This is a genomic window from Tenacibaculum sp. DPLXC6 (genome assembly GCF_056815515.1).
On the sequence record NZ_CP141806.1, the window covers coordinates 1,716,832 to 1,738,807 of the forward strand.

Annotated in this window: 22 protein-coding genes; 18 read left to right on the forward strand and 4 right to left on the reverse strand. The window is 31.6% G+C overall.

The window, feature by feature from the left end; translation table 11 throughout:
- Nucleotides 1–16 precede the first annotated feature (16 nt).
- The 7 genes from VCM48_RS07805 (at nucleotide 17) to VCM48_RS07835 (ending at nucleotide 6,032) form a co-directional block, all read left to right on the forward strand.
- Nucleotides 17–781 (forward strand): alpha/beta fold hydrolase, encoded by a 765-nt coding sequence (locus VCM48_RS07805; RefSeq protein WP_274639579.1) that lies wholly within the window; start codon nucleotides 17–19, stop codon nucleotides 779–781.
- A gap of 27 nt (nucleotides 782–808) precedes the next feature.
- Nucleotides 809–1,420, forward strand: coding sequence for a ribosome biogenesis GTP-binding protein YihA/YsxC (gene yihA / locus VCM48_RS07810; RefSeq protein WP_482270138.1), 612 nt, complete (start codon nucleotides 809–811; stop codon nucleotides 1,418–1,420).
- Nucleotides 1,421–1,451: 31 nt separating this feature from the next.
- Nucleotides 1,452–2,138: an RluA family pseudouridine synthase gene (locus tag VCM48_RS07815; protein WP_482270139.1), complete on the forward strand. Its 687-nt coding sequence runs from the start codon at nucleotides 1,452–1,454 to the stop codon at nucleotides 2,136–2,138.
- Nucleotides 2,139–2,167: 29 nt separating this feature from the next.
- Complete coding sequence (locus tag VCM48_RS07820; protein ID WP_482270140.1) at nucleotides 2,168–3,199, forward strand: alkane 1-monooxygenase; 1,032 nt, start codon at nucleotides 2,168–2,170, stop codon at nucleotides 3,197–3,199.
- Between the two features lie 3 nt (nucleotides 3,200–3,202).
- Nucleotides 3,203–4,576 carry an aldehyde dehydrogenase gene (locus VCM48_RS07825; protein ID WP_482270141.1) on the forward strand — a complete coding sequence of 458 codons (1,374 nt, stop codon included), beginning with the start codon at nucleotides 3,203–3,205 and terminating at the stop codon, nucleotides 4,574–4,576.
- Between the two features lie 51 nt (nucleotides 4,577–4,627).
- Nucleotides 4,628–5,362, forward strand: coding sequence for a nitroreductase family protein (locus VCM48_RS07830; RefSeq protein WP_482270142.1), 735 nt, complete (start codon nucleotides 4,628–4,630; stop codon nucleotides 5,360–5,362).
- 433 nt (nucleotides 5,363–5,795) lie between these two features.
- On the forward strand, nucleotides 5,796–6,032 hold the full coding sequence (locus VCM48_RS07835; protein WP_099215564.1) for a hypothetical protein: 237 nt from the start codon (nucleotides 5,796–5,798) through the stop codon (nucleotides 6,030–6,032).
- A 260-nt stretch (nucleotides 6,033–6,292) separates the two neighbouring features.
- Here the strand turns inward: VCM48_RS07835 and VCM48_RS07840 are convergent, their stop codons facing one another.
- Nucleotides 6,293–8,677: a penicillin acylase family protein gene (locus tag VCM48_RS07840; protein ID WP_482270143.1), complete on the reverse strand. Its 2,385-nt coding sequence runs from the start codon at nucleotides 8,675–8,677 to the stop codon at nucleotides 6,293–6,295.
- 253 nt (nucleotides 8,678–8,930) lie between these two features.
- On the opposite strand from VCM48_RS07840, the gene VCM48_RS07845 reads away from it, so the two are divergent.
- The 3 genes from VCM48_RS07845 to VCM48_RS07855 all read left to right on the forward strand — a co-directional run bounded on the left by VCM48_RS07845 (nucleotide 8,931) and on the right by VCM48_RS07855 (nucleotide 11,075).
- On the forward strand, nucleotides 8,931–9,239 hold the full coding sequence (locus VCM48_RS07845; protein WP_482270144.1) for a PepSY-like domain-containing protein: 309 nt from the start codon (nucleotides 8,931–8,933) through the stop codon (nucleotides 9,237–9,239).
- Between the two features lie 61 nt (nucleotides 9,240–9,300).
- Nucleotides 9,301–9,621 (forward strand): hypothetical protein, encoded by a 321-nt coding sequence (locus tag VCM48_RS07850; RefSeq protein WP_440122672.1) that lies wholly within the window; start codon nucleotides 9,301–9,303, stop codon nucleotides 9,619–9,621.
- 116 nt (nucleotides 9,622–9,737) lie between these two features.
- The gene (locus tag VCM48_RS07855) at nucleotides 9,738–11,075 is read left to right on the forward strand and encodes a sigma-54-dependent transcriptional regulator (protein WP_482270145.1); all 1,338 of its coding nucleotides are present in this window, start codon (nucleotides 9,738–9,740) and stop codon (nucleotides 11,073–11,075) included.
- Here the strand turns inward: VCM48_RS07855 and VCM48_RS07860 are convergent.
- Nucleotides 11,068–13,491 carry a hybrid sensor histidine kinase/response regulator gene (locus VCM48_RS07860; protein WP_482270146.1) on the reverse strand — a complete coding sequence of 808 codons (2,424 nt, stop codon included), beginning with the start codon at nucleotides 13,489–13,491 and terminating at the stop codon, nucleotides 11,068–11,070. The two genes, VCM48_RS07855 and VCM48_RS07860, sit on opposite strands and share 8 nt — an antisense overlap.
- 195 nt (nucleotides 13,492–13,686) lie before the next feature.
- Here VCM48_RS07860 and VCM48_RS07865 point away from each other — a divergent pair, with 195 nt between their 5' ends.
- The 3 genes from VCM48_RS07865 (at nucleotide 13,687) to VCM48_RS07875 (ending at nucleotide 15,698) form a co-directional block, all read left to right on the forward strand.
- The gene (locus VCM48_RS07865) at nucleotides 13,687–14,814 is read left to right on the forward strand and encodes a DegT/DnrJ/EryC1/StrS family aminotransferase (RefSeq protein ID WP_482270147.1); all 1,128 of its coding nucleotides are present in this window, start codon (nucleotides 13,687–13,689) and stop codon (nucleotides 14,812–14,814) included.
- Between the two features lie 16 nt (nucleotides 14,815–14,830).
- Nucleotides 14,831–15,232 (forward strand): MFS transporter, encoded by a 402-nt coding sequence (locus tag VCM48_RS07870; protein ID WP_482270148.1) that lies wholly within the window; start codon nucleotides 14,831–14,833, stop codon nucleotides 15,230–15,232.
- Nucleotides 15,233–15,503: 271 nt separating this feature from the next.
- The gene (locus VCM48_RS07875; RefSeq protein ID WP_028891267.1) at nucleotides 15,504–15,698 is read left to right on the forward strand and encodes a hypothetical protein; all 195 of its coding nucleotides are present in this window, start codon (nucleotides 15,504–15,506) and stop codon (nucleotides 15,696–15,698) included.
- A gap of 75 nt (nucleotides 15,699–15,773) precedes the next feature.
- On the opposite strand, the gene fabD is transcribed toward VCM48_RS07875, so the two are convergent.
- Nucleotides 15,774–16,658: an ACP S-malonyltransferase gene (fabD, locus tag VCM48_RS07880; protein WP_047790801.1), complete on the reverse strand. Its 885-nt coding sequence runs from the start codon at nucleotides 16,656–16,658 to the stop codon at nucleotides 15,774–15,776.
- Between the two features lie 65 nt (nucleotides 16,659–16,723).
- Between fabD and VCM48_RS07885 the strand changes: the two genes are divergently transcribed.
- The 5 genes from VCM48_RS07885 (at nucleotide 16,724) to VCM48_RS07905 (ending at nucleotide 21,039) form a co-directional block, all read left to right on the forward strand.
- Nucleotides 16,724–17,413, forward strand: coding sequence for a queuosine precursor transporter (locus tag VCM48_RS07885; RefSeq protein ID WP_047790793.1), 690 nt, complete (start codon nucleotides 16,724–16,726; stop codon nucleotides 17,411–17,413).
- A gap of 174 nt (nucleotides 17,414–17,587) precedes the next feature.
- Nucleotides 17,588–18,691 carry a mechanosensitive ion channel family protein gene (locus VCM48_RS07890; protein WP_482270149.1) on the forward strand — a complete coding sequence of 368 codons (1,104 nt, stop codon included), beginning with the start codon at nucleotides 17,588–17,590 and terminating at the stop codon, nucleotides 18,689–18,691.
- Nucleotides 18,684–19,751, forward strand: coding sequence for an ABC transporter permease (locus VCM48_RS07895; protein ID WP_482270150.1), 1,068 nt, complete (start codon nucleotides 18,684–18,686; stop codon nucleotides 19,749–19,751). Before VCM48_RS07890 ends, VCM48_RS07895 begins: the two co-directional genes overlap by 8 nt.
- A gap of 34 nt (nucleotides 19,752–19,785) precedes the next feature.
- The gene (locus VCM48_RS07900) at nucleotides 19,786–20,229 is read left to right on the forward strand and encodes an acyl-CoA thioesterase (protein WP_274639565.1); all 444 of its coding nucleotides are present in this window, start codon (nucleotides 19,786–19,788) and stop codon (nucleotides 20,227–20,229) included.
- Nucleotides 20,230–21,039: a DNA/RNA non-specific endonuclease gene (locus VCM48_RS07905; protein WP_482270151.1), complete on the forward strand. Its 810-nt coding sequence runs from the start codon at nucleotides 20,230–20,232 to the stop codon at nucleotides 21,037–21,039.
- A 19-nt stretch (nucleotides 21,040–21,058) separates the two neighbouring features.
- Here VCM48_RS07905 and VCM48_RS07910 read toward each other — a convergent pair whose 3' ends face one another.
- A complete protein-coding gene (locus VCM48_RS07910) occupies nucleotides 21,059–21,976 on the reverse strand; it encodes a PorP/SprF family type IX secretion system membrane protein (RefSeq protein ID WP_482270152.1) in 918 nt (305 codons plus the stop codon).

Below are 21,976 nucleotides of genomic sequence, written 5' to 3' on the forward strand. Positions count from 1 at the left end.
TCAAATCAGAAACATAATGACTGAATTTTTAAAGAAAGAAGACAAATTTACATACGCTGAAGCAGGAGAAGGAAGCCCAATTATCATTCTTCATGGACTAATGGGTGCTTTAAGTAATTTTAACTCCACTTTTAATCATCTTTCAAAAAAAGGATATCAAGTTTTTATTCCAGAATTACCCCTATACACCTTACCTCTCCTTAAAACCAACGTGAAAAATTTAGCCAAATTTTTACATGATTTCATAGAGTACAAAGGACTTAAAAATGTTACTTTATTAGGAAATTCTTTAGGCGGACATATAGCTTTATACTACACAAAACATTACTCTGAAGATGTTAAAGCATTAGTTTTAACAGGTAGTTCAGGGCTATACGAAAACTCTATGGGAGATAGCTATCCTAAAAGAGGTGACAAAGAGTTTGTTAGAAAAAAAGCGCAAGATGTTTTTTATGATAAAGCTATTGCCACAGACGAACTTGTAGATCAAGTGTATGATGTTATCAACGATAGAAATACATTGATCAGAACATTAGCCATTGCTAAAAGTGCAATTCGTCATAATATGGCTAAAGATTTACCCAACATGAAACAACCTACTTGTTTAATTTGGGGAAAACAAGACAGCGTTACTCCACCAGAAGTTGCTGAAGACTTCAAAAAACTCTTACCTGATGCTGATTTATTTTGGATAGATAAATGTGGGCATGCAGCTATGATGGAAACTCCAGAAGAGTTTAATGAAATTTTAGAAAGCTGGCTTTCTAAACGCGAAATATAACAACAGCTAAACTAGCTTAATTATAGTATGAAAATAAAATCTGCTGAATTTGTAATGAGTAACAGTAATGTTACCAAAGCTCCTAAAGACAGAATACCTGAGTATGCTTTTATTGGCCGCTCAAACGTTGGTAAGTCTTCGTTAATCAACATGTTGATGGAGCGAAAAGATTTAGCAAAAACCTCTGGTAAGCCAGGAAAAACTCAACTTATTAACCATTTTAAAATTAATGATGAATGGTTTTTAGTAGATCTTCCAGGGTATGGTTATGCTCAAGTATCTAAAAAGAAGCGACAAATTTTTCAATTCTTTATTGAAAATTATTTTAAAGAGCGTGAACAACTGGTTTGTACCTTTGTTTTAATTGATTCTCGACATGATCCGCAGAAAATAGACTTAGAGTTTATGCAGTTTTTAGGTGAAAACCGTATTCCTTTCTGTATTGTTTTTACCAAAGCAGACAAATTAGGTAGTTCTAAACTTAACAAACAAATTACTGCTTATAAAAAGAAATTATTAAAATATTGGGAAGAATTACCAATGTCTTTTATAACTTCTTCTTCTACTGGAATGGGACGCGATGAGTTTTTAAGTTTTATCGATCAGGTAAATGAGGACGTAGCTGAGAACTTCAAATAGTTCTTCTAGTAACCTTAAGGTAACTCCTAATATGCACTCTACTAAAGAAAACTTACAGGTTTTACATGAAGACAACCATATTATTGTGGTTAATAAACGTGCTGGCGATATCGTACAAGGCGATAAAACAGGCGACAAACCTCTTTCTGATGTAGTTAAAGAATATATTAAGGAAAAATATAACAAACCTGGTAATGTTTATTTAGGAACTGTTCATCGTTTAGACAGACCTACTTCTGGCATTGTTATTTACGCACGCACATCTAAAGCTCTAGAACGCTTAAACAAAATGTTGCGTGACAAAACCATAAAAAAAACATACTGGGCAATTGTTCAACAACAACCTAAAAAAGCTGCTGACACTTTAACAAATTTTTTAAAAAAGAATCCAAAGAACAATAAGTCTACAGCATACAACAAAGAAGTTAACGGAAGTAAAAAAGCTACTTTACATTACACAACACTTAAAAAATTAGATAACTATTCGTTGCTTGAAGTTGACTTAGAAACAGGACGTCATCATCAAATTCGTGTACAACTTTCTAATATTGGTGCTATTATTAAAGGCGACTTAAAATACGGAGCAAAAAGAAGCAATAAAGATGGAAGTATTCATTTACATGCTCGAAAAATAGAATTTACGCATCCAGTTAGTAAAGAACTTATTAAAATCACTGCTCCAACTCCTTCTGACCCAGTTTGGGATGCTTGCTTGTAATTTGTATATTTAGACAAATTTCACGTAAGATGAAAGCTCTTAAATTTTTAACTATCTTAATACTCCCTATAACTGTATACATTTCGTTTACGAGTATGGGTTGGTTAACTTTATTACCTTTAGTTGTATTTTTTGGGTTTGTTCCTCTACTTGAACTGCTTTTTAACCCAGACAAACAAAACCTAGATAAAGAACAGGAAGAGCGAGAAAAAGAAAACAAGCTGTATACTTATATCTTATACGCAACAGTACCTATTCAATTACTTTTTTTAGGATGGTTTTTATGGATGATGAAAGATGCACATTTAACCACCATAGAATATATAGGAAGAATCTCTGCTATGGGATTAATGTGTGGTGTAATTGGTATTAATGTAGGACATGAATTAGGTCATCGGAACAACCGTTTTGATGAGTTTTTAGGTGAGATTTTATTATTAACATCTTTAGATACTCACTTTTTACCCTATCATAATGCCGGACATCATTTTAATGTAGCTACACCTAAAGATGCTGCAACCGCAAGAAAAAATGAAATAGTATATCTATTCTGGATCCGTTCTCATTTTCAAAGCTACTATCAAGCTTGGGAAACAGAAAACAGACGTCTAAAAAATTCTGGCAGAAATTGGTTTCATCTGCAAAACAGAATGCTTATCTATACGATTTGCAACATACTGTTATTAGTAGGTATTTTATTTCTCTTTGGATTAAATGCGCTACTTGCTTTTACTGCAGCAGCTGTTTTTGGAATTTTATTATTAGAAACTGTAAACTATATAGAACATTACGGACTACTACGTAAACAAAACGAAAAAGGTCGTTATGAACGTGTAAAAAGAACTCATTCATGGAATTCTGATCACAGAATTGGTATGTTAATGCTGTTTAATTTATCTCGCCATTCCGATCATCACTATAACGGAAGTAAACATTATCAACTCTTAAAATCATTACCAGAGAGCCCTCAAATGCCAACAGGATATCCAGGTATGATGCTCGTAGCTTTGGTGCCTCCATTATGGTTTTCAATAATGAATAAAAAAATACAAGATATATAACCTATGAATATTCCCGAATTGGTTCAGTCGCAAAAAAATTATTTTGCAACACAACAAACCAAAGATATCTCCTTTAGAAAAAGTACTTTAAAAAGACTACAAAAAGAGCTTATTACAAGAGAACAAGATATTATCAAAGCTTTACATGATGATTTTAAAAAATCAGAATACGAAGCTGTGATGACTGAAACTTCTATCGTACTGGCTGAGTTAAAAATGGCGATAAAAAATATATATTCTTGGAGCAAACCCAAGCGTGTATTGCCTTCTTTATTAAACTTTCCATCATCAGCTAAAATTTATAAAGAACCTTATGGTACTGTTTTAATTATTGCTCCTTGGAATTATCCGTATCAACTAGCATTTGCTCCTTTATTGGGAGCCATTGCAGCAGGAAATACTGTAATCTTAAAGCCTTCTGAACTAACATCTAACACAAGTAAAATCACCAAAGAAATCATTGAAGCTGTTTTTGATAAAAATCATGTAGCTGTTGTAGAAGGTGGTGTAACTATTTCTACAGAATTATTAGCACAACGTTGGGATTATATTTTCTTTACTGGAAGTGTACCTGTAGGAAAAATTGTTGCTAAGGCTGCGGCAAATCACCTAACTCCAGTTACTCTAGAATTGGGAGGAAAAAGCCCATCTATTATTGATGAAACTGCAAACATCAAACTAGCTGCAAAGCGTTTGGTTTGGGGGAAATTTATTAATGGTGGACAAACTTGTATTGCTCCTGATTATTTATTAATTCATAAGTCGGTAAAAGAACAGTTTATACAAGAGTTTAAGGAGGAAATTTTTAGAGCTTATGGCGAAAACCCTCAAAATTCCTTTGATTTTCCACGTATCGTAAACACTAAAAACTTTGATCGTTTAGCCATTATGCTAGAAAATGAAAAGTGTGTAATTGGTGGACAAACTGATAGAGATGATTGCTACATTGCCCCTACCTTAATTGATGAACCTAGTTTGGATAGTGAAGTAATGAAAGGCGAAATTTTTGGCCCTATCTTACCTCTAATTTCCTATGAAAATGAAGCTGATATTGAAAAAATAACAGCTAAATATGATAAGCCTCTTGCTTTATATGTTTTCACCAATAGAAATTCATTTGCTAAGAAAATGATTGAGCGTTTTTCGTTTGGTGGAGGTACGGTAAATGATACTACAGTACATTTTGCTAATCATAGGTTGCCTTTTGGTGGCGTGGGAGAAAGTGGCATAGGTAGTTATCACGGAAAAAAAACTTTTGATACTTTTTCTCATCATAAAGGAGTGGTTTCTCGCGGAACTTGGCTAGATGTACCTACTCGATATGCACCCTACAAAGGAAAACTTCAGCAATTAAAAACCTTAATGAAATTAGGATAGTTTTATTAGACAAAAGATTAGTAGACATAAGAATCAAGACACCCCAAATAAATGAGTGAAAAAACCGTATCAGAAGCTGTCAACTATCGTCGTTCGGTAAGAGTGTACGACCCTGAAAAACCGATAGACACTTCCATTGTAAAAAAATGTTTAGAACAGGCGAGTTTAGCTCCTACCAGTAGCAACATGCAACTGTGGGAGTTTTATCATATCACTGATAAGGAAATTATAAAAAAAATGGCTCCATTATGCTTTAATCAAAATGCAGCTAAAACTGCTCAGCAGCTAGTGGTTTTTATTACTCGTAAAGATTTGTGGCGTAAAAGATCTAAAGCTAATTTAGCTTTTATGGATACAGTTTTTGGTAAAAACAATCCGAAATCAGAACAACGAAGTAGAGAAAAAGTAGCACGTAACTACTACGGAAAGCTAATTCCTTTCACGTATTTTGATTTCTTAGGAATTTTTGGCTGGTTGAAGTATATACTATTTTCAATTGTTGGGGTATTTCGACCTATTTATAGAGAAGTTCGCAATAGTGATATGCGCATTGTAGCTCACAAAACTTGTGGATTAGCAGCACAAACATTCATGCTTTCAATGGCTGCTGAAGGTTACGACACCTGCCCTATGGAAGGTTCTGACACTTGGCGTGTAAAACGTTTGCTGGGGTTACCTTTTGGCGCAGAAATTAACATGGTTGTGTCATGTGGTATTCGCAAACCCGAAGGAGTGTATGGAGAACGTTTTAGAATTCCTTTTGAGAAGGTTTATAAGGAAGTTTAATTTCCTAAACAAACCAAAATTTCTTTACAAAATTCATTTACCCAAAACAATCCTGACTTGTCTTTTTCTGAGTATTATAACGAATTTTAATATTCTCTTTTATTAGATTAAACGTGTTTAAAAAGAAAATAGTTCAACAGTTTATACACAACAAAAAAATTGAAAAAGCTATACGTTTTTGACTTAGTTACTTTTCAAAAATAAAGTTTTAATTCTATTACGTCACAGAAAATCTTTTTTATTATATTAGTTGTTCTTTAAAAAAACATGAAAAAGCTATAAAAACTGACTATAACTAATCTATGATATTTCTTTTCTAAGTAAAAATCAGTTCTTCGATTTTTTTCACGCCTATTAAAATAAAAAAACAGACACAAACCTTGAGTGTCTATAAATGTTCAAGGAGTATATTAAATTTTAAATTATTTTGAAAATGAAAAAATCAATTTTAAAATTAGGAAGAGCTCTTAATAAGAAAGAGCAAAAAAACACATTTGGAGGAAATACATTCACCAGCCCAAACCCAGACTGTGACGGGGCTCATGATGGCAATGGTTATTTATATTGTCAATGTGGGGACGGAGGTAATTGTACAAGAAACGTCTGGACAGGTACAGGTTGGGTACCAAAAGCTGGAACATGTAGCGCAGGAAATTGTGTTGCAGCGTAATTTTCAGAGGAGGTAAGCCTCCTCTTTTAAAATTAAATATAGTAAAAAAGGACGAGACCATCTAAAGTTACTTTAAATCACCTTTTTGATATGTATATTTTAACTTTTTTACATTAAAATTAAAACAATAATTTTTATCAATATCACAATTCGTAACCCAATAGAAAGTTTTTTTTTAAAAGAATTCTGCTATCATTAAAAAAAGCACATATGTAGATAGAGTTTATCTCATTCCTCTAAATAACGTATTCAACTTACCATTACTTTTTCGGTAAAAACACCAATTTATTTTTACTCTTTTGTATAGTTGCCTCATTAAGGTTCATTTTTACAAACTCACCATCTACATATTTTTGTGCTTGGTCTTTGTAATAAGGACTAAACACATTTCCTGATTGTCCTGTAGGTAAAATCGCAATGCTATTTTCTACATCAGAAAAGTCAATCACTCTACGTGTTGAAGGCCCTCCGTGAATTTTATATACTCCTGTACTATCTAACTTAAAAATCTGGTTGTTAATCACCTCATTTCCTCCAATGGTTTCAAATGGACCTACATTGAAAAACTTACGCAACAAACCACCTGCTTTACCAATAGCGTGTTCGTATTCCACTGAAATTACGCGATTCCACGTCCAATTTTCTACATTCTCTCCTAATTGATTTTGTAAAAATGTGATTGCTTTTTGAAAAGCTGTGGTAATTATTTCATTTCTAGTTTCAACTTTATTTGTTGTTGAAATATCATCCCACCAAACTGATTGTTCTCTTTTAGCCTGCTCTGCTAACACTTGATCTTGTAATTGCGTATCAATAAACAACTGAAAACTATCCCCTAATTCATCTTTATAAGTAGCAGTTAAAAATTCATATAAAAATCGATTATAAATAGTCGGAGCTACATTAGTTTTTAAATATTCTCCATTCCACTTTTCTAACACCGAATATGCTTTTTTTGCAGAAGGAGATAGTGACGATTTATCCACACTACTCAATAATTCTCTTCCAATTTCTGGAACTACAGGCGAGGTTACATCGTAAATCATTTCAGCTACATCCTCTTTCGTAAAATCGTTTTTAGGTTCTAATAACTGAACAATTCTCTTCGCTCTATCTTCAGGCTGATAGTATCCAGGATACAATTTCCCCCTTACTGAATCAGGTTGATTATTTGCTGAATACACATAATTCCAACTAGGATTTTCTGCTTGCGGATTTTCTTCAAATTCTAAATACTCTACAATTTCATCGTTCCCAGAAGCTCCGTTTAAATACATTTTAGAAGATAAACTATCTCTTAACTCATATAGTTTTGCTGAGGAAAACCAACCTACATTTCCTTTGGCATCACCATACATTACATTTAGTCCTGGTGCATGTATTTTTGCAGTTCCTGTTTTAAAATCTTTCAACGAACTAGCATGCGACATTTTATATGAAGCCTCCAATAATTTATTTGGTAACTGCGTATAAATCCAGTTCATTGCCACGGGTCTATCATCAGTAATATGCTCAATTAACCCGTTCATAATTGGTCCGTGCTTACTTACTTTTACTTGATACATGGTGTCTTTTCCTCCTTTAATTTTTATATACTTATCCCACAACTCATATTTCTTATACCCTTGAGGAGTTTTATATTCCAACGGATTTTCAGGATTGTTTTCTTCCACATAAAAATTCAAATCATCATTTGCCAACATTGTTAATCCGTAAGCATACTCTTTATTATGTCCTAATAACGGAAATGGCATCAACGCTAGATTAAATCCGTAAATTTCAAAATCAGGAGTTTTTATATGGTTTTGATACCAAACCGATGGTTGAGAAAATGTAATATGCGGGTCATTAGCAAAAATTACTTTACCGTTTTTAGTTTTAGGTGGTGCGATTACCCAAGAATTACTTCCTATAAAAGGTGCAACTGGTAATTGCTCTATAATCTCATTAACCGCAACAGACATTTCTGCTTTAATAGCTTCTTTATTCGTTGTCTTATTCAGTGTTAAATTTTTATCGAAAGAATTCAACAACTCATTTACATAAGACTCACCTAACTTTTCTTTAACTTCAGTTAACAACGGATCGGTTTTATGTGCAATTGCAAAACTAAATGCCATGTAACCAAAAACATTATATACATCTTTAACTGTATAATTTTCTTTATCCAACCCTACTAAGTAAAATTCTAATGGCGTTACTCCTTCTTCAATAAACTGATTAACTCCATTTAAGTAAGCTTCCGTTAATTTATAAGTTTCTGAATTTTTATCTAATTCTTGAATCGTTTTTTCGGCAGCTTCTTCAATTCCTAATCCAGAAAAAAACTTATCTACTCTTACCAAATCTTTTCCAAAAACTTCTGCTAATCTTCCAGCTGCAATTCTTCTGATTAGTTCCATTTGCCACAACCTATCTTGAGCATGCACATACCCTAAAGCAGTATAAGCGTCTAGTTGATTTTGCGCATTGATATGCGGTACTCCAACCTCATCATAATACACCGTAACTTTATCTGAAATATTAGCTAATGCTAACTCTCCTTTATACGTAGGATGTAAGGTTTTTGTAAATAACCAAACTCCAACACTTACTAACACTAATAATAACAGAACAATTTTTAAAGACTTTTTAAATAACTTCATTAGGGATGATTTTCTTCAAAGATAACAGAAATATTTATTGTTTATCTTCTGAGTAAATCGTGTAACTTTTACACAGTATTAATTAATTGTTTACACACTTTTTACACATAAAAACATTACCTCTACAACCTTTACAAAACAACAAACAACTAACAATCAATATGTTGAATATTTTAAGAGTTTAATTGAAATTGATGGCATATTTCTTTCAATACAACAAGCAAATACGTAAATAACTTAAAAACTTAATATCATGAAAAATTTAATTTTAGCAGCGGCAATTTTAGCAGGAGCTTCAACTTACGCAACAACTAACAACACTATTTCTCCTATTACTCCAGTTCACACGGTTGTAGAAAAAGGTTTTAAAGAAGTTTCTTTAGATAAATTACCAGCAGCAGTAGTAAAATCTGTAAAAGAAAGTTTTCCTAAAGGTAAATTAAGCAAAGCTTTTGTAAACGAAAAAGAGCAATACAAATTAGAGATTAGCTTAGAAAATGAAAGCAAAACTCTTTTTGCAGACAAAAACGGAAACTGGTTAGATGCCAAAGAAGTAAAATAACACACATATTCCCCTTGTTGTATTACAACAATAAATAATTATAACTTAAAAACTTAATGTCATGAAAAAATTAATCTTAGCAGTAGCAATTTTAGCAGGAGTTTCAACTTACGCAACAGTAAATAACACTAATTCCCCTATTACCCCAGTTCATACGGTTGTAACGGATGGATTCCAAGAAATCTCTTTAGACAAGTTACCAGCAACATTAGTAAACTCTATTAAGGAAAGCTTCCCTAAGGCTACCTTAAGTAAAGCTTTTGTAAACGAAAAAGAGCAGTATAAATTAGAAATTAGTGTAAACAACACTAACAAAACTATTTATACTGACAAAGAAGGTAACTTATTAGACGAAAAAGAAGTTAGCAATTCAAAAAAGTAATTTTTTTATTTCCCTCCTCAATTTTATTGACGAAAGAGCGTTTTCATGTAAAACGCTCTTTTTGTTTTTTACAAAGAGCTTATATTTATACAAACAATTTAGAATAAACATTTTTTATGAAAAAGATTTTATTGGTAGAGGATGATGTTACTTTTTCTAATATGTTAAAACATTTCTTAGAGCGACATCAGTACACTGTAGAGGTTAGCTATACTATTAAAAACGCTTTCACTCTCTTAAAAAAACATTCCTATAATTTAATTTTTACTGATTTACGCCTTCCTGATGGAAATGGTATTGATTTATTGAAACAGAGTAAAAATACCGATAGTAATATTCCTGTTGTTTTAATGACTAGTTATGCAGAAGTTTCAACAGCAGTACAAGCAATGAAACAAGGAGCTTTTGATTATATTTCTAAGCCTTTTAACCCTGATGAAGTTTTAGAGGTGATTAGTAATGCTCTTGAGGTTAAAGCTGAAAAAATTACTGAGACCAAAAAAGAAGATAAAAAAGTTTCAAACTCAAATTCTAATATTGTTTCAGGCATAAGTTCAGCCTCTAAAAGTTTACACGAACATATTCACTTAGTAGCTCCAACCGACATGTCTGTTCTTATTACAGGTGAAAGTGGTACAGGTAAAGAGGTTGTTGCAAACACAATTCATACCCAAAGTTTACGTAAAGACAAACCATTTATTGCTGTAGATTGTGGAGCCATACCTAAAGAAATTGCTTCAAGCGAGTTCTTTGGGCATCAAAAAGGATCTTTTACTGGAGCTATAAATGATAAAATAGGACATTTTGAAGCTGCAAATGGAGGAACTCTTTTTTTAGACGAAGTTGGAAATTTGAACTATGAAAGTCAGGTACAGTTATTACGTGCTTTACAAGAAAGGAAGATTAAGCCTGTTGGAAGTAGTAAAGAAATTATGGTAGACATTCGTTTGATTACAGCTACTAATGAAGATTTATTGTTAGCTGTTGAAAAAGGTAATTTTAGAGAAGATTTATACCATCGCTTAAATGAGTTTTCTATCAAGGTTCCTAGTTTAAAAGATAGAAAAGATGATTTAATTCTATATGCTGATTTCTTCTTAGAAAAGGCTAACAAACAGCTCAACAAATCAATTGCTGGATTTTCTCAGGAAGTTCTAGCTTTATTTCAACAATATAATTGGCCTGGAAACTTACGAGAATTATCTAATGTTATTAAAAGAGCTACGCTTTTATCTCAAACTGAAATTATAGGAAAAGAAGTTTTACCTGAAGAATTAAAAAACACCGAAAGTCAATACAGTTTACCTAATGATTTTTCTACCAAAGAAAATGAAAAAAAACTTATCATTAGAGCTTTACATGAGGCTGGAAATAACAAAACTAAAGCTGCAAAGCTTTTAAACGTTACCAGAAAAACCTTATATAATAAATTGAAAGAGTATGATATTAGTTAAGGTACTCTTTTACTTCCTTTAAAAAGATTTTCAACTCTTTTTCAAAATTTCTCCATGAGGTTTTGTTTATCTCATCACTAACCTCAAATTCTTCCAAAAAAGCAATTAGTTTAGTCGCTTTTAGTTGCTTTGACATTCCTAACATTTTATGACTAACATTATTAAATCCCTGTAAGTCATTTTCTTTCACAAACTTCTTTAATAACAATAAGTTCTCTTCAGTATCTTTTAAAAAAGATTCTAAAGTTTTATTTATCTCTACCTCATCATTATTAAAAAATGTTTTCAAGGTAGTAATATCAAAACTATCTGTATTCTTGTTATCAATGTAACTATTGATTACATCATTATCTTGGATTTTAAAATCAAAAAACTGTTGTAAAATTTCTTTTAATCTTTTAGAGTGAAAAGGTTTAATTAATGCATCTGAAAAGCCGTTTTTAATATATTCACTTTCTGATAAATTCGCCCTTCCAGTCATTGCTACGATGGGCTGACCTTTATAGGAATTATGCTTCTTTAAAGTCTCCATAAAATGGATACCATTCATTTTAGGAAGCTGAATATCAGTCAAGACCAAATCATAAGCAACATTATCTATTTCATTCAGTGCTTCTTGTGCATTACTAAAAGAAGTTACTGTAACTCCAAATCCTTTTAAAACATTCTTTAACAATGATCTCAAAGAAGTATCATCTTCAACCACTACTGCATGAATGTTGAGCATCTCTTTTTGATAATTTGCTTCATATTCTTTTGTTTTTCCTTCAGCAAATGTAACTGGTACAAATAGTGAAAACCTGCTTCCTTTCCCCAAGCTACTTTGTAAAGTTAAAGAACCTCCCAAAAGTTCCGCTAGTCTTTTGGAAATAGTTAAACCTAATCCAAATCCATTTTGACCATTCTCTTTTTCGTGCACTTGTGTAAATTCTTTAAATACTTTTTCTTGTTTGTCTTTACCTATTCCTACTCCTGTATCGATTACCGCAATCTCTATATATTTTTTTTCCTTTACACTTCTTAATTTACTCTGTATTGTAATTGAACCTTCTTTTGTAAACTTACAGGCATTGGTTACTAAATTATATAGTATTTGTTTTATTCTAAAAGGGTCGCTAACAATTAGTGAGTTTATTTTTTCATCATGTTTTACATTCACTGAAACAGGCTTGTTTTGAACAAGATTTTTAGCGCTATTTGCCACCTCTTCTATATTTCTCTTTAAATCAAAAGGAATAGCCTCAATAGTTATTTTACCGTTTTCTAATTTGGAAAACTCTAAAAGGTCACCTACAAGCTGTCCCATGTAAACCGATGCATTTTGTATGTGCACTACATAGTTTTTCTCCTTAGTATTAGCTATAGATTTTTGCAACAACTCACTAAAGCCAGTAATTGTACTTAGCGGAGTCCTCAAATCGTGACTAACCATAGATATTAACTGCTCTCTACTTTTTAAAAGCGATGAGGTTATTGCATTCGCACTTTCTAATTCTTGTCTATAATGTTGACTTCTCCAAAAATCATTTAAAATTATTATTGAGAAAAGTACGATGATAACAAAACCAACTCCCGTAGCTAAAAGAATTATGTTCTTGCTACGCCCAAGCGTTTCTTCATGTTTTTTATGAGCTTGATTTGCATTGAAAATAACATCTCTTTCAAGCACACTTAAAACCTCTCGTAATTTTCTTGATATTGTGATATCGTTTTCTATTAACTCCCTTTCTTTTATTCGCAAAAACCTCCGCTTAATGGTTGTTTCTCTTTGAGCTTTTTGAAGTATTTCTTTAGAAGCTGAAACTAAAGAATCTATTTGTTTTTGCTCTTCAGCATTAACGGGTTTTTCTTCATCTTCTCTATCAAACAACTTTAAGTACCTTTCTAAACTTAGTCCTGTTTTTTTACTAAAAACATCAGGATTATCAACAAGATCTTTTACTGAACCCTTTCCAAGTAGTGAATCTATAGACCCTAGCTTATCTATAGCTTCGTTAATAGATTTCTCGGAAGCATTTCTTTGGTTTAACCTTCTTAAACTCGTTATGTTTTTTCGTTTTTTATTTAGAACTAACTTAACACTATCTAAAATTGATTTTTTAGATACATCTTTTGCTAAGAAATTAAGTGAATCAATCTTTTTTAATAATGATTTATTTTCTGTTACATACTCATTATATCGTTTATAAGAATTCAACTGAATAGCAGCTCTTCCTAGATTTTCATTTTCATATATATCAGCAATTAAACCTCCTGTTTGTATAATATTATTTCTATCAGAAACACCTTGCTTTTGGATTTCTATATATGTTTTAATTTCAGAAAATAACAAAATTCCTGAAACAACTGCTAAAACCGCCAAAGTGGCATAACCTATTAAAACCTTAAATGCTATTTTACGTTTAGATGTTTTCATTAAGTAACACGTAACCTTAGTTTCTCTTTTTACAAAACGACAATACTCAACCTTTGTTGCTTTATAATTCATATATTAAACATATTGTATAATACTGATACAAAACATACGCTTATTGCTCTTATTATTTTCTACAAAGACCCTTTAACAATGAAAGATAGTTTGTATTTTTGATGTCTATAAAATCATGTCAAAATGAGAAAAATTCAAATGGTTGACTTACAAAGTCAATATCAAAAAATAAAAGATACAGTTGATACTTCAATTCAAGAAATTCTAAATTCTTCAGCATATATTAACGGACCGTACGTTCATGAATTTCAAGCTGATTTAGAAAATTATCTAGGCGTTAAGCATGTAATTCCATGTGCTAATGGTACCGACGCTTTGCAAATAGCGATGATGGGCTTAGGTTTAGAACCAGGAGATGAAGTTATTACTGCAGATTTTACATTTGCCGCAACAGTTGAAGTAATTGGCTTATTAAAATTAACTCCTGTTTTAGTTGATGTTGAACCAGATACATTTAATATTGACATTGAAGCTTTAAAAAAGGCAATCACTCCTAAAACAAAAGCCATTGTTCCTGTACATTTATTTGGACAATGTGCTAATATGGAAGCTATTTTAGAAATTGCTAAAGAACACAACTTATTTGTAATTGAAGATAATGCCCAAGCCATTGGAGCAGATTACACTTTTTCTGACGGAACAAAGAAGAAAGCAGGAACTATTGGAAATGTAGGAACTACTTCTTTCTTCCCTTCTAAAAACTTAGGTTGCTATGGTGATGGTGGTGCTATTTTTACGAATGATGATGAATTAGCACATACACTTAGAGGAATGGTTAACCATGGAATGTACAAACGTTACTACCATGATGTAGTTGGAGTAAACTCTCGTTTAGATTCTATTCAAGCAGCTGTATTAAAAGCTAAATTGCCTTTATTAGACAGCTATTGTGATGCTCGTAGAAAAGCTGCAGAATATTATTCAAACGCCTTTGCTAGTAACTCAAATATTATTACACCAACTATTAGCGATTTTACTACGCATGTTTTCCATCAGTATACATTAAGAATTACCAACGGAAAACGCAATGAACTACACCAACATTTATTAGATAACGGTATTCCAAATGCTATTTATTATCCTGTTCCGTTACATGCTCAAAAAGCATATCAAGACGACCGATATAATGAAGGTGACTTTACAGTAACTAATCAATTAATTGATGAAGTTATTTCATTACCAATGCATACCGAATTAGATGAAGAACAATTAGCATTTATTACTAAAACTATAAATGATTTTATTCAATAATTTGGACTGAAACCTTATGGATCAAAAAATTAAAACTTTAAAAATTATCCACCTTGCTTTAGTTGCCGGCATTACTCTTGCTTTTACCATTTTAGGTAATTTTAAGATTATATTCGACATGGTGATTGATAACTCTTCTTTATTCTATGCTTTTATTCCTGCAATAGCTTATGTTGCTAGTAACTTCATGTTTAAAAACATGTTAAGCAAAATACAAAAAGATGCTAGTAATGAGGAGAAATTTGCGGTTTATCAAACTGCTTCTATAGTAAGATGGGCTATTATTGAAGGTGCTTGTTTTTTGATTTTAATTTTAAAACCAGACTTTTTGCTTTTAGGAGTAATCTTATTAATTTATTTAATTCTTTTAGCTCCTAAAAAAGCACAAATATTCCAAACCTTAGATATCAGAAACTAAAATTTCTTATACAAAAAGACAAAAAACCACTCATTTTTGATTATTTTCAATCAATTTTGAGTGATTTTTCATTCATTTTAATAAAAAACAGCTTTTTTACACCTCTAATTTGTGAATTGTTTCCACTTCCTATTATCATATTCTTAAAATAGTATACTCCTAATTCAAGAACACATATTTATTAGCTGATTTTTAATGTTTTAACGTTTATTAATTGACATCACGCTTTAAGCTTTTTAGTTTTGTATCCTAATTAAATGATACTAGAATAATGAAATTGATTAAAATTAAAAGAGAAACACGTTTAGAAAAACGATTTTCAAGAAAAATGGGTAAACTTCATACTAATGTTACCTACATTAAAAAAATGTTTTTAAATATTATACCGCTTGAAACGGTACACAAATACAGAGAAACCTATTATGGTGAAGTTAAAGATTGCGAAGACTGTGTCTTAGCTAAATAACAACTTTCTTTTTCACAAAAACAAAAATCCCGTTCTTTTGGAACGGGATTTTTCTATACTATATGCTTTTACTATTTATGCTAAAGAAGCTCCACTAGCAGCTACACTTCTATCAATTTTACGCATTAATCCTTGTAATACTTTACCAGGACCAACTTCAACAAACTCAGCACCACCATCAGCAATCATTGCTTGCACACATTGCGTCCATCTTACTGGCGCTGTTAATTGTGCTATCAAATTTTCTTTAATTTCAGCAGGATTTGTTACTGCTTTCGCTACCACATTTTGGTATACTGGGCAAATAGGTTCGTTAAATGTAGTTTCTTCAATAGCTGCAGCTAATTCTTCACGAGCTGGCTCCATCATTGGTGAATGAAATGCTCCTCCTACTGGTAAAAGTAACGCTCTTTTCGCGCCTTTTTCTTTCAATACTTCACAAGCTTTTTCTACTGCTTCAACTTCCCCAGAAATTACTAATTGTCCAGGACAGTTATAATTTGCTGCTACCACTACTCCATCAATCGAAGCACAAACTTCTTCAACTACAGCATCTTCTAATCCTAACACAGCTGCCATAGTAGATGGTTGAATTTCACATGCTTTTTGCATTGCTAAAGCACGTTTAGAAACTAATTTTAATCCGTCTTCAAAAGACAATACACCATTAGCTACTAATGCTGATAACTCTCCTAAAGAGTGACCTGCAACCATTTCTGGTTTGAAATCATCTCCTAAAACTTTTGCTAAAATTACTGAATGTAAAAAGATAGCAGGTTGTGTTACTTTAGTTTGTTTTAATTCTTCTGCAGTACCTTCAAACATTACGTCGGTAATACTAAAACCTAATATATTATTTGCTTTTTCAAAAAGTTCTTGAGCTAATGGAGAGTTTTCATATAAATCTAACCCCATTCCTGTAAATTGTGCTCCTTGACCTGGAAAAATATACGCTTTCATTTGTTTGTTTTGTTGTTTGTTTAACCTTGCAAACATACAACTTTTAAAATTACTATCTTCGTTTTATGACTGTACAACAAAAATCTCAAGCACAACTTATTTACCTAGTTTTAGCTTCGTTATTTATAGCCTCTCTTGTAACTTCAAACCTAATTTTTCAGAAGTTTTTTTATTGGGAACCTTTTAATTTATTTCGTTTTGAAGTGTCTGTTGGAATACTTCCTTATCCTATTACTTTTTTAATTACTGATATTCTTTCTGAAATTTATGGTAAGAAAAAAGCCAATCAAGTTGTTGTAGCAGGTATTTTTGCTTCCTTTTTTTCTATGTTAATTATTTTAGTAGCTGATTACGCTCCTGCAATTGACAACTCTCCTATAGGAAATGAAACCTTTACAAAGGTTTTTGGGCTTTCTCCTTTAGCAGTATTAGCGTCTATGTTAGCTTACTTGGCTGCTCAGTTTATAGATATTCGTATTTTTCATTTTTGGAAAAGGCTAACTAAAGGAAAACATTTATGGCTTCGTAATAATTTTTCTACCTTTTTGTCACAATTTATAGATACTTTTACCGTATTATTTTTATTGAGTTCTTTTAAAATACTTCCTTGGAGTATTTTTGGTAGCCTTTTACTTAGCGGTTTTTTATTTAAAGTCATTATAGCAGCTCTGGACACTCCTATTTTGTATGCTGTTGTATATTGGTTTAGAAAAAAGTTCGGCTTAAAAATGGGCGAAGAAATCACAGAATTTTAACTTAACTCTACTATGTTGAACAAGTTTTTTTACAGAATTTTTAAAGAGCATTTTTCACTCTCGGAAACGCTTGCCATTTATCTAAATTTATTTACAAACCTAATTATATTTGGAATTTTAGGTTATATCTTATTCAAAATATTTAGGTATGTTGGTAAAAGAACGGTGAATAAAATGGCTGCAAAAACATCAACTAGTTTTGATGACATGCTTATTAAAAACAAAGCTTTTTTAAACCTTTCTAGAATTGTTATTCTTACTATTGTTTTTAATTTTTTAAAAGATATTTTAGTTGATTTCCCTCACTTGTTTACTTATGCTGAACGTATTGCAACTATTGCCATTATTTTTGCTATTGTTTGGTTTATACGCAGTATCTTACTGAGTGTTAAAGATTTTCTTCGTACCACAAATGCTTTCAAAGACAAACCTTTAGAAAGCTATGTACAAATCTTTATGGTCATATTGTGGTTAATTGCTGCTATTTCATCTTTTTCAGTATTAACAGGTAAACCTTTAATTAGATTTTTAACTGCTTTAGGAGCTTTTTCAGCTGTATTATTATTAATTTTTAAGGACACCATTCTTGGTTTTGTATCAAGTATCCAAGTAGCAGTAAATGATACTGTTAGAATTGGAGATTGGATTACTATGGAAAAATATGGTGCCGATGGTGATGTGGTTGAAATTAATCTTACTTCGGTAATTATTAGAAATTTTGACAATACAATATCCAGTATTCCTACGTATTACTTAACATCCGATTCTTTTAAGAACTGGAGAACAATGAACACCTCAGGTGGTAGACGTATAAAGCGATCAATTTTAATTAAAATAAATAGCATCCACTTTCTTACCGATGAAGATATTGAACGTTTTAAAAAGATTGAATTAATTTCTGATTACATAGAAGAAAGTAGTAAAGAGGTTAAAAAATATAATGAAGAAAATAACGTAGATAAATCGGTTATTCTAAATGGTAGAAACCTTACCAATTTTGGATCTTTCAGAATTTATTTAGATAAATACATTGAGAATCACCCAAAAATTAATCAAGACATGTTATTAATGTCTCGTCAGTTAGAGCCAACTGCTAATGGAATTCCGCTAGAGATTTATGCGTTTAGTAGAGAGAAAAATTGGGTAGATTATGAACGTGTTATGGCGAACATTTTTGATCATATTTTAGCTTCTGTAAAATATTTTGATTTGGAAGTTTTTCAAAATCCATCAAGTATTGATGTCAATAACTTGAAAGAAATACAAAAGAGTGAATAATAATACAGGTACATCTTTATGGCAAATAGCCATCCAAAAATTTAAACGTAGTAAAACAGGTATGTTTAGTTTTTGGTATATTGTTTTATGCGGATTTATTGCTGTTTTTTGCTATGTTTTAGCTCCTGATAACAGTAACTCTGCCAATCAAATGCATTTAGAAATTCACTCGAAATCTCCTGGATTTTCTGTACAACTATTAAGTGTTCCTTCAGAAGTAAAAAATCAACAATCGTGGTTTTCTGTTTTTATGGAAGGAAAGCAAAATTCATCAACAGAAATACCTATTAAATCATTTTCTGTTAAAAATAATCAGTTAGAAGTTATTAAATACTCCGATGGTTTACCTAAAGAGTTTCCTGTTTCTTACGAAAAGTACATTCAGCAAAAAACGTTTTATTTAGGAACTGATAAATATGGTCGTGACTTATTAAGCAGGTTATTAATTGGTGCTAGAATTTCATTTTTTATTGGGTTTATAGCTGTGTTTATTTCACTTTTAATAGGAATTCCTATTGGTGCTATTGCTGGTTATTTTGGTGGAAAGATTGATGATTTTATTATGTGGATTATTAATATCACTTGGTCCATTCCAACACTTTTATTAGTAATCGCTATTACTTTAGCTTTAGGAAAAGGTTTTTGGCAGGTTTTTATTGCTGTAGGGCTAACCATGTGGGTAGAAGTTGCCCGTGTAGTTCGTGGTCAAGTAATTACTACCAAACAGCAGCAATATGTAGAAGCTGCCAAAGCTTTAGGTTTTTCTGATTTTAGAATTATTTTCAAACATATTTTACCTAATATTTTAGCTCCTATCATTGTAATTTCTGCCGCAAATTTTGCTGCTGCTATTTTAATTGAAAGCGGACTGAGTTTTTTAGGTATTGGAGCTCAACCTCCTACTCCTTCTTGGGGTGCTATGATTAAAAATCACTATAACTACATTATTCTTGGAAAACCTTATTTAGCATTGATTCCTGGAATTGCTATTATGAGTTTAGTAATGGCTTTTATGTTAATTGGAAATACACTTCGTGATGCTTTGGATGTGAAAGCATAAAATTTGTAAATTCGCTTTCTTAAATTTTTTTGATATGAGTTTTAGTGTTGAGTTTAAAACACGATGGGCAGATTTTGATGCCAATATACACATGCGTCATACCGCATATAATGACTATGCTGCTGAATTACGTTTACGTTTTTTTAAAGAGCATAATGTAACTGTTCAAGATTTCACAAAAGAAAACGTTGGCCCTATTTTATTTGAAGAAAACACCAAGTTTTTACGTGAAATACACATGGGAGAAGACATAACTGTTAACTTAAAGGTTACTGGTTTATCTGGAAAAGGTGAGCGTTGGAAAATTCAGCATGAAGTTTTTAATCAAGCAGGTAAGCTCTCTGCAGTTATAACTGTTTATGGTGCTTGGTTAGATTTGGTTAAGCGTAAATTAACAGTACCTCCTATTAAGTTTCAAGAAATTTTTAATGAAGTTGAAAAAACTGAAGATTTTAAAGAAATTTTGTTAGGTAATTAAATGAGTACTTCAAGGAAAATAAAGGTTGTTATTACCATTGTTGCTTTGCTTGTAGGTTATTGGTTACAACAAAAAGAAGAGGCTAATGGTTCTTCTCAATCTACAACAGAAACAACTAGTAATAAAACTAATAACTTCAATTACTTTCCTACCTCAACAACTGGTGTCATTATAAAACATAATGGCTACCAGTTATCATATAGCGAAAAACACGAGCAAGCCGAATGGGTTGCTTATCCTTTAGATAAAAGTGATATTGTTTATACCAATCGTAAACGTCCTTTTTTTATTGTAGACCCTAAGGTAAAGACAAAGTCTGCGGATTGGAGAAATTATAAAAAATCTGGTTATGACAAGGGACACTTATGTCCTGCTGGTGATAGACGTGCTTCTAAAAGTGCTCATGATGAAACTTTTTACACCTCTAACATTTCTCCTCAAAACCATGAATTTAACGCTGGTATTTGGAATAAACTAGAACAAAAAACTCGTTATTGGGCAAAAAAGTATAATCGTTTGTATGTTGTTACTGGTGGTATTTTAGAACCTAACTTAAAAACCATTGGAAAGGAAAAAGTAAGTGTTCCTAATTATTTTTATAAAGTTTTATTAGATTATACTCAGCCTGAAATTAAAGCTATTGCTTTTTTACTTCCTCATAAAGAAAGCAACAAACCTCTATCTGATTTTGTGGTTTCTATTGATGAATTAGAACAAAAAACAGGTATTGATTTCTTCCCTGAATTACCTGATACTATTGAAAATCAACTAGAGGCTTCTGCTAATTATAAAAATTGGAGTTTTAGGTAACAATTCTATAATACTCCTTTTAATACCTACGTTTTTTCTCAAAAACATACGATAGAACAACTCCATGGCTATTTCCTAACACTGAATTGCTAAACGCAGCATTGTAGAAATACACAAACTTTAAGTTTTTTAGAGCATAAATACCTGCCATAAAATTAATTGAAGAGCTACTTCGATAACCAGTACCTATTTCGAATTTGTTTTTATAGTTAACTGCAACATTTGCATCAATCTGCATAGGTGCTCCACCTTCATACTTTAAGAAAACACTAGGCTTAATCATTACTTCCTCAAATCTATTGGTAAAAAAACGATACCCAAAATAACCATAAACAGGATTTGATATATCTAAATCATCTCTTGATGCTAGTTTATCTCCTAAAAGGTTTGGTAGTGAAATTCCTGCATAAAAATCTGCATGATTGTACAAAAATCCAATCCCAACAGTTGGCACAGTTACATTTATATTTTCTGAAAACTCTATATCGTCAGTAATTCCTAGCTCTAACAGATTCTCATTAAACTGCTGTACTCCCGCTGTTAGTCCAAACGATATTACATGTTCATTATAATGCTGCCAATAAGGTCTATCAATCTCAGTATCAAAAAATATTTTATACGAATATGCAGCATATGCATTTGTATAAGTGCTCACACCTATTTTGTCTCTTACTATAGCTCCACCTATTCCCATTTTCTTCCTAGCTATAGGAGAATGAAAACTTAATGATAATGTTCTGGGACTTCCTTCAATACTATTTATATAACCGTAATTGCTAAGTGTAATTTCTGCTCCATCTGACATTCCTGTATAAGCCGAATTTATAATAAACGGATTATAATTATACTCTGGATACAAAGCCGTCTGTTGTCCCCAATTATTCTGAAATACCATTATAAAAATTAATGGTAAAATATAGTTTCTTATCTCTTTCAT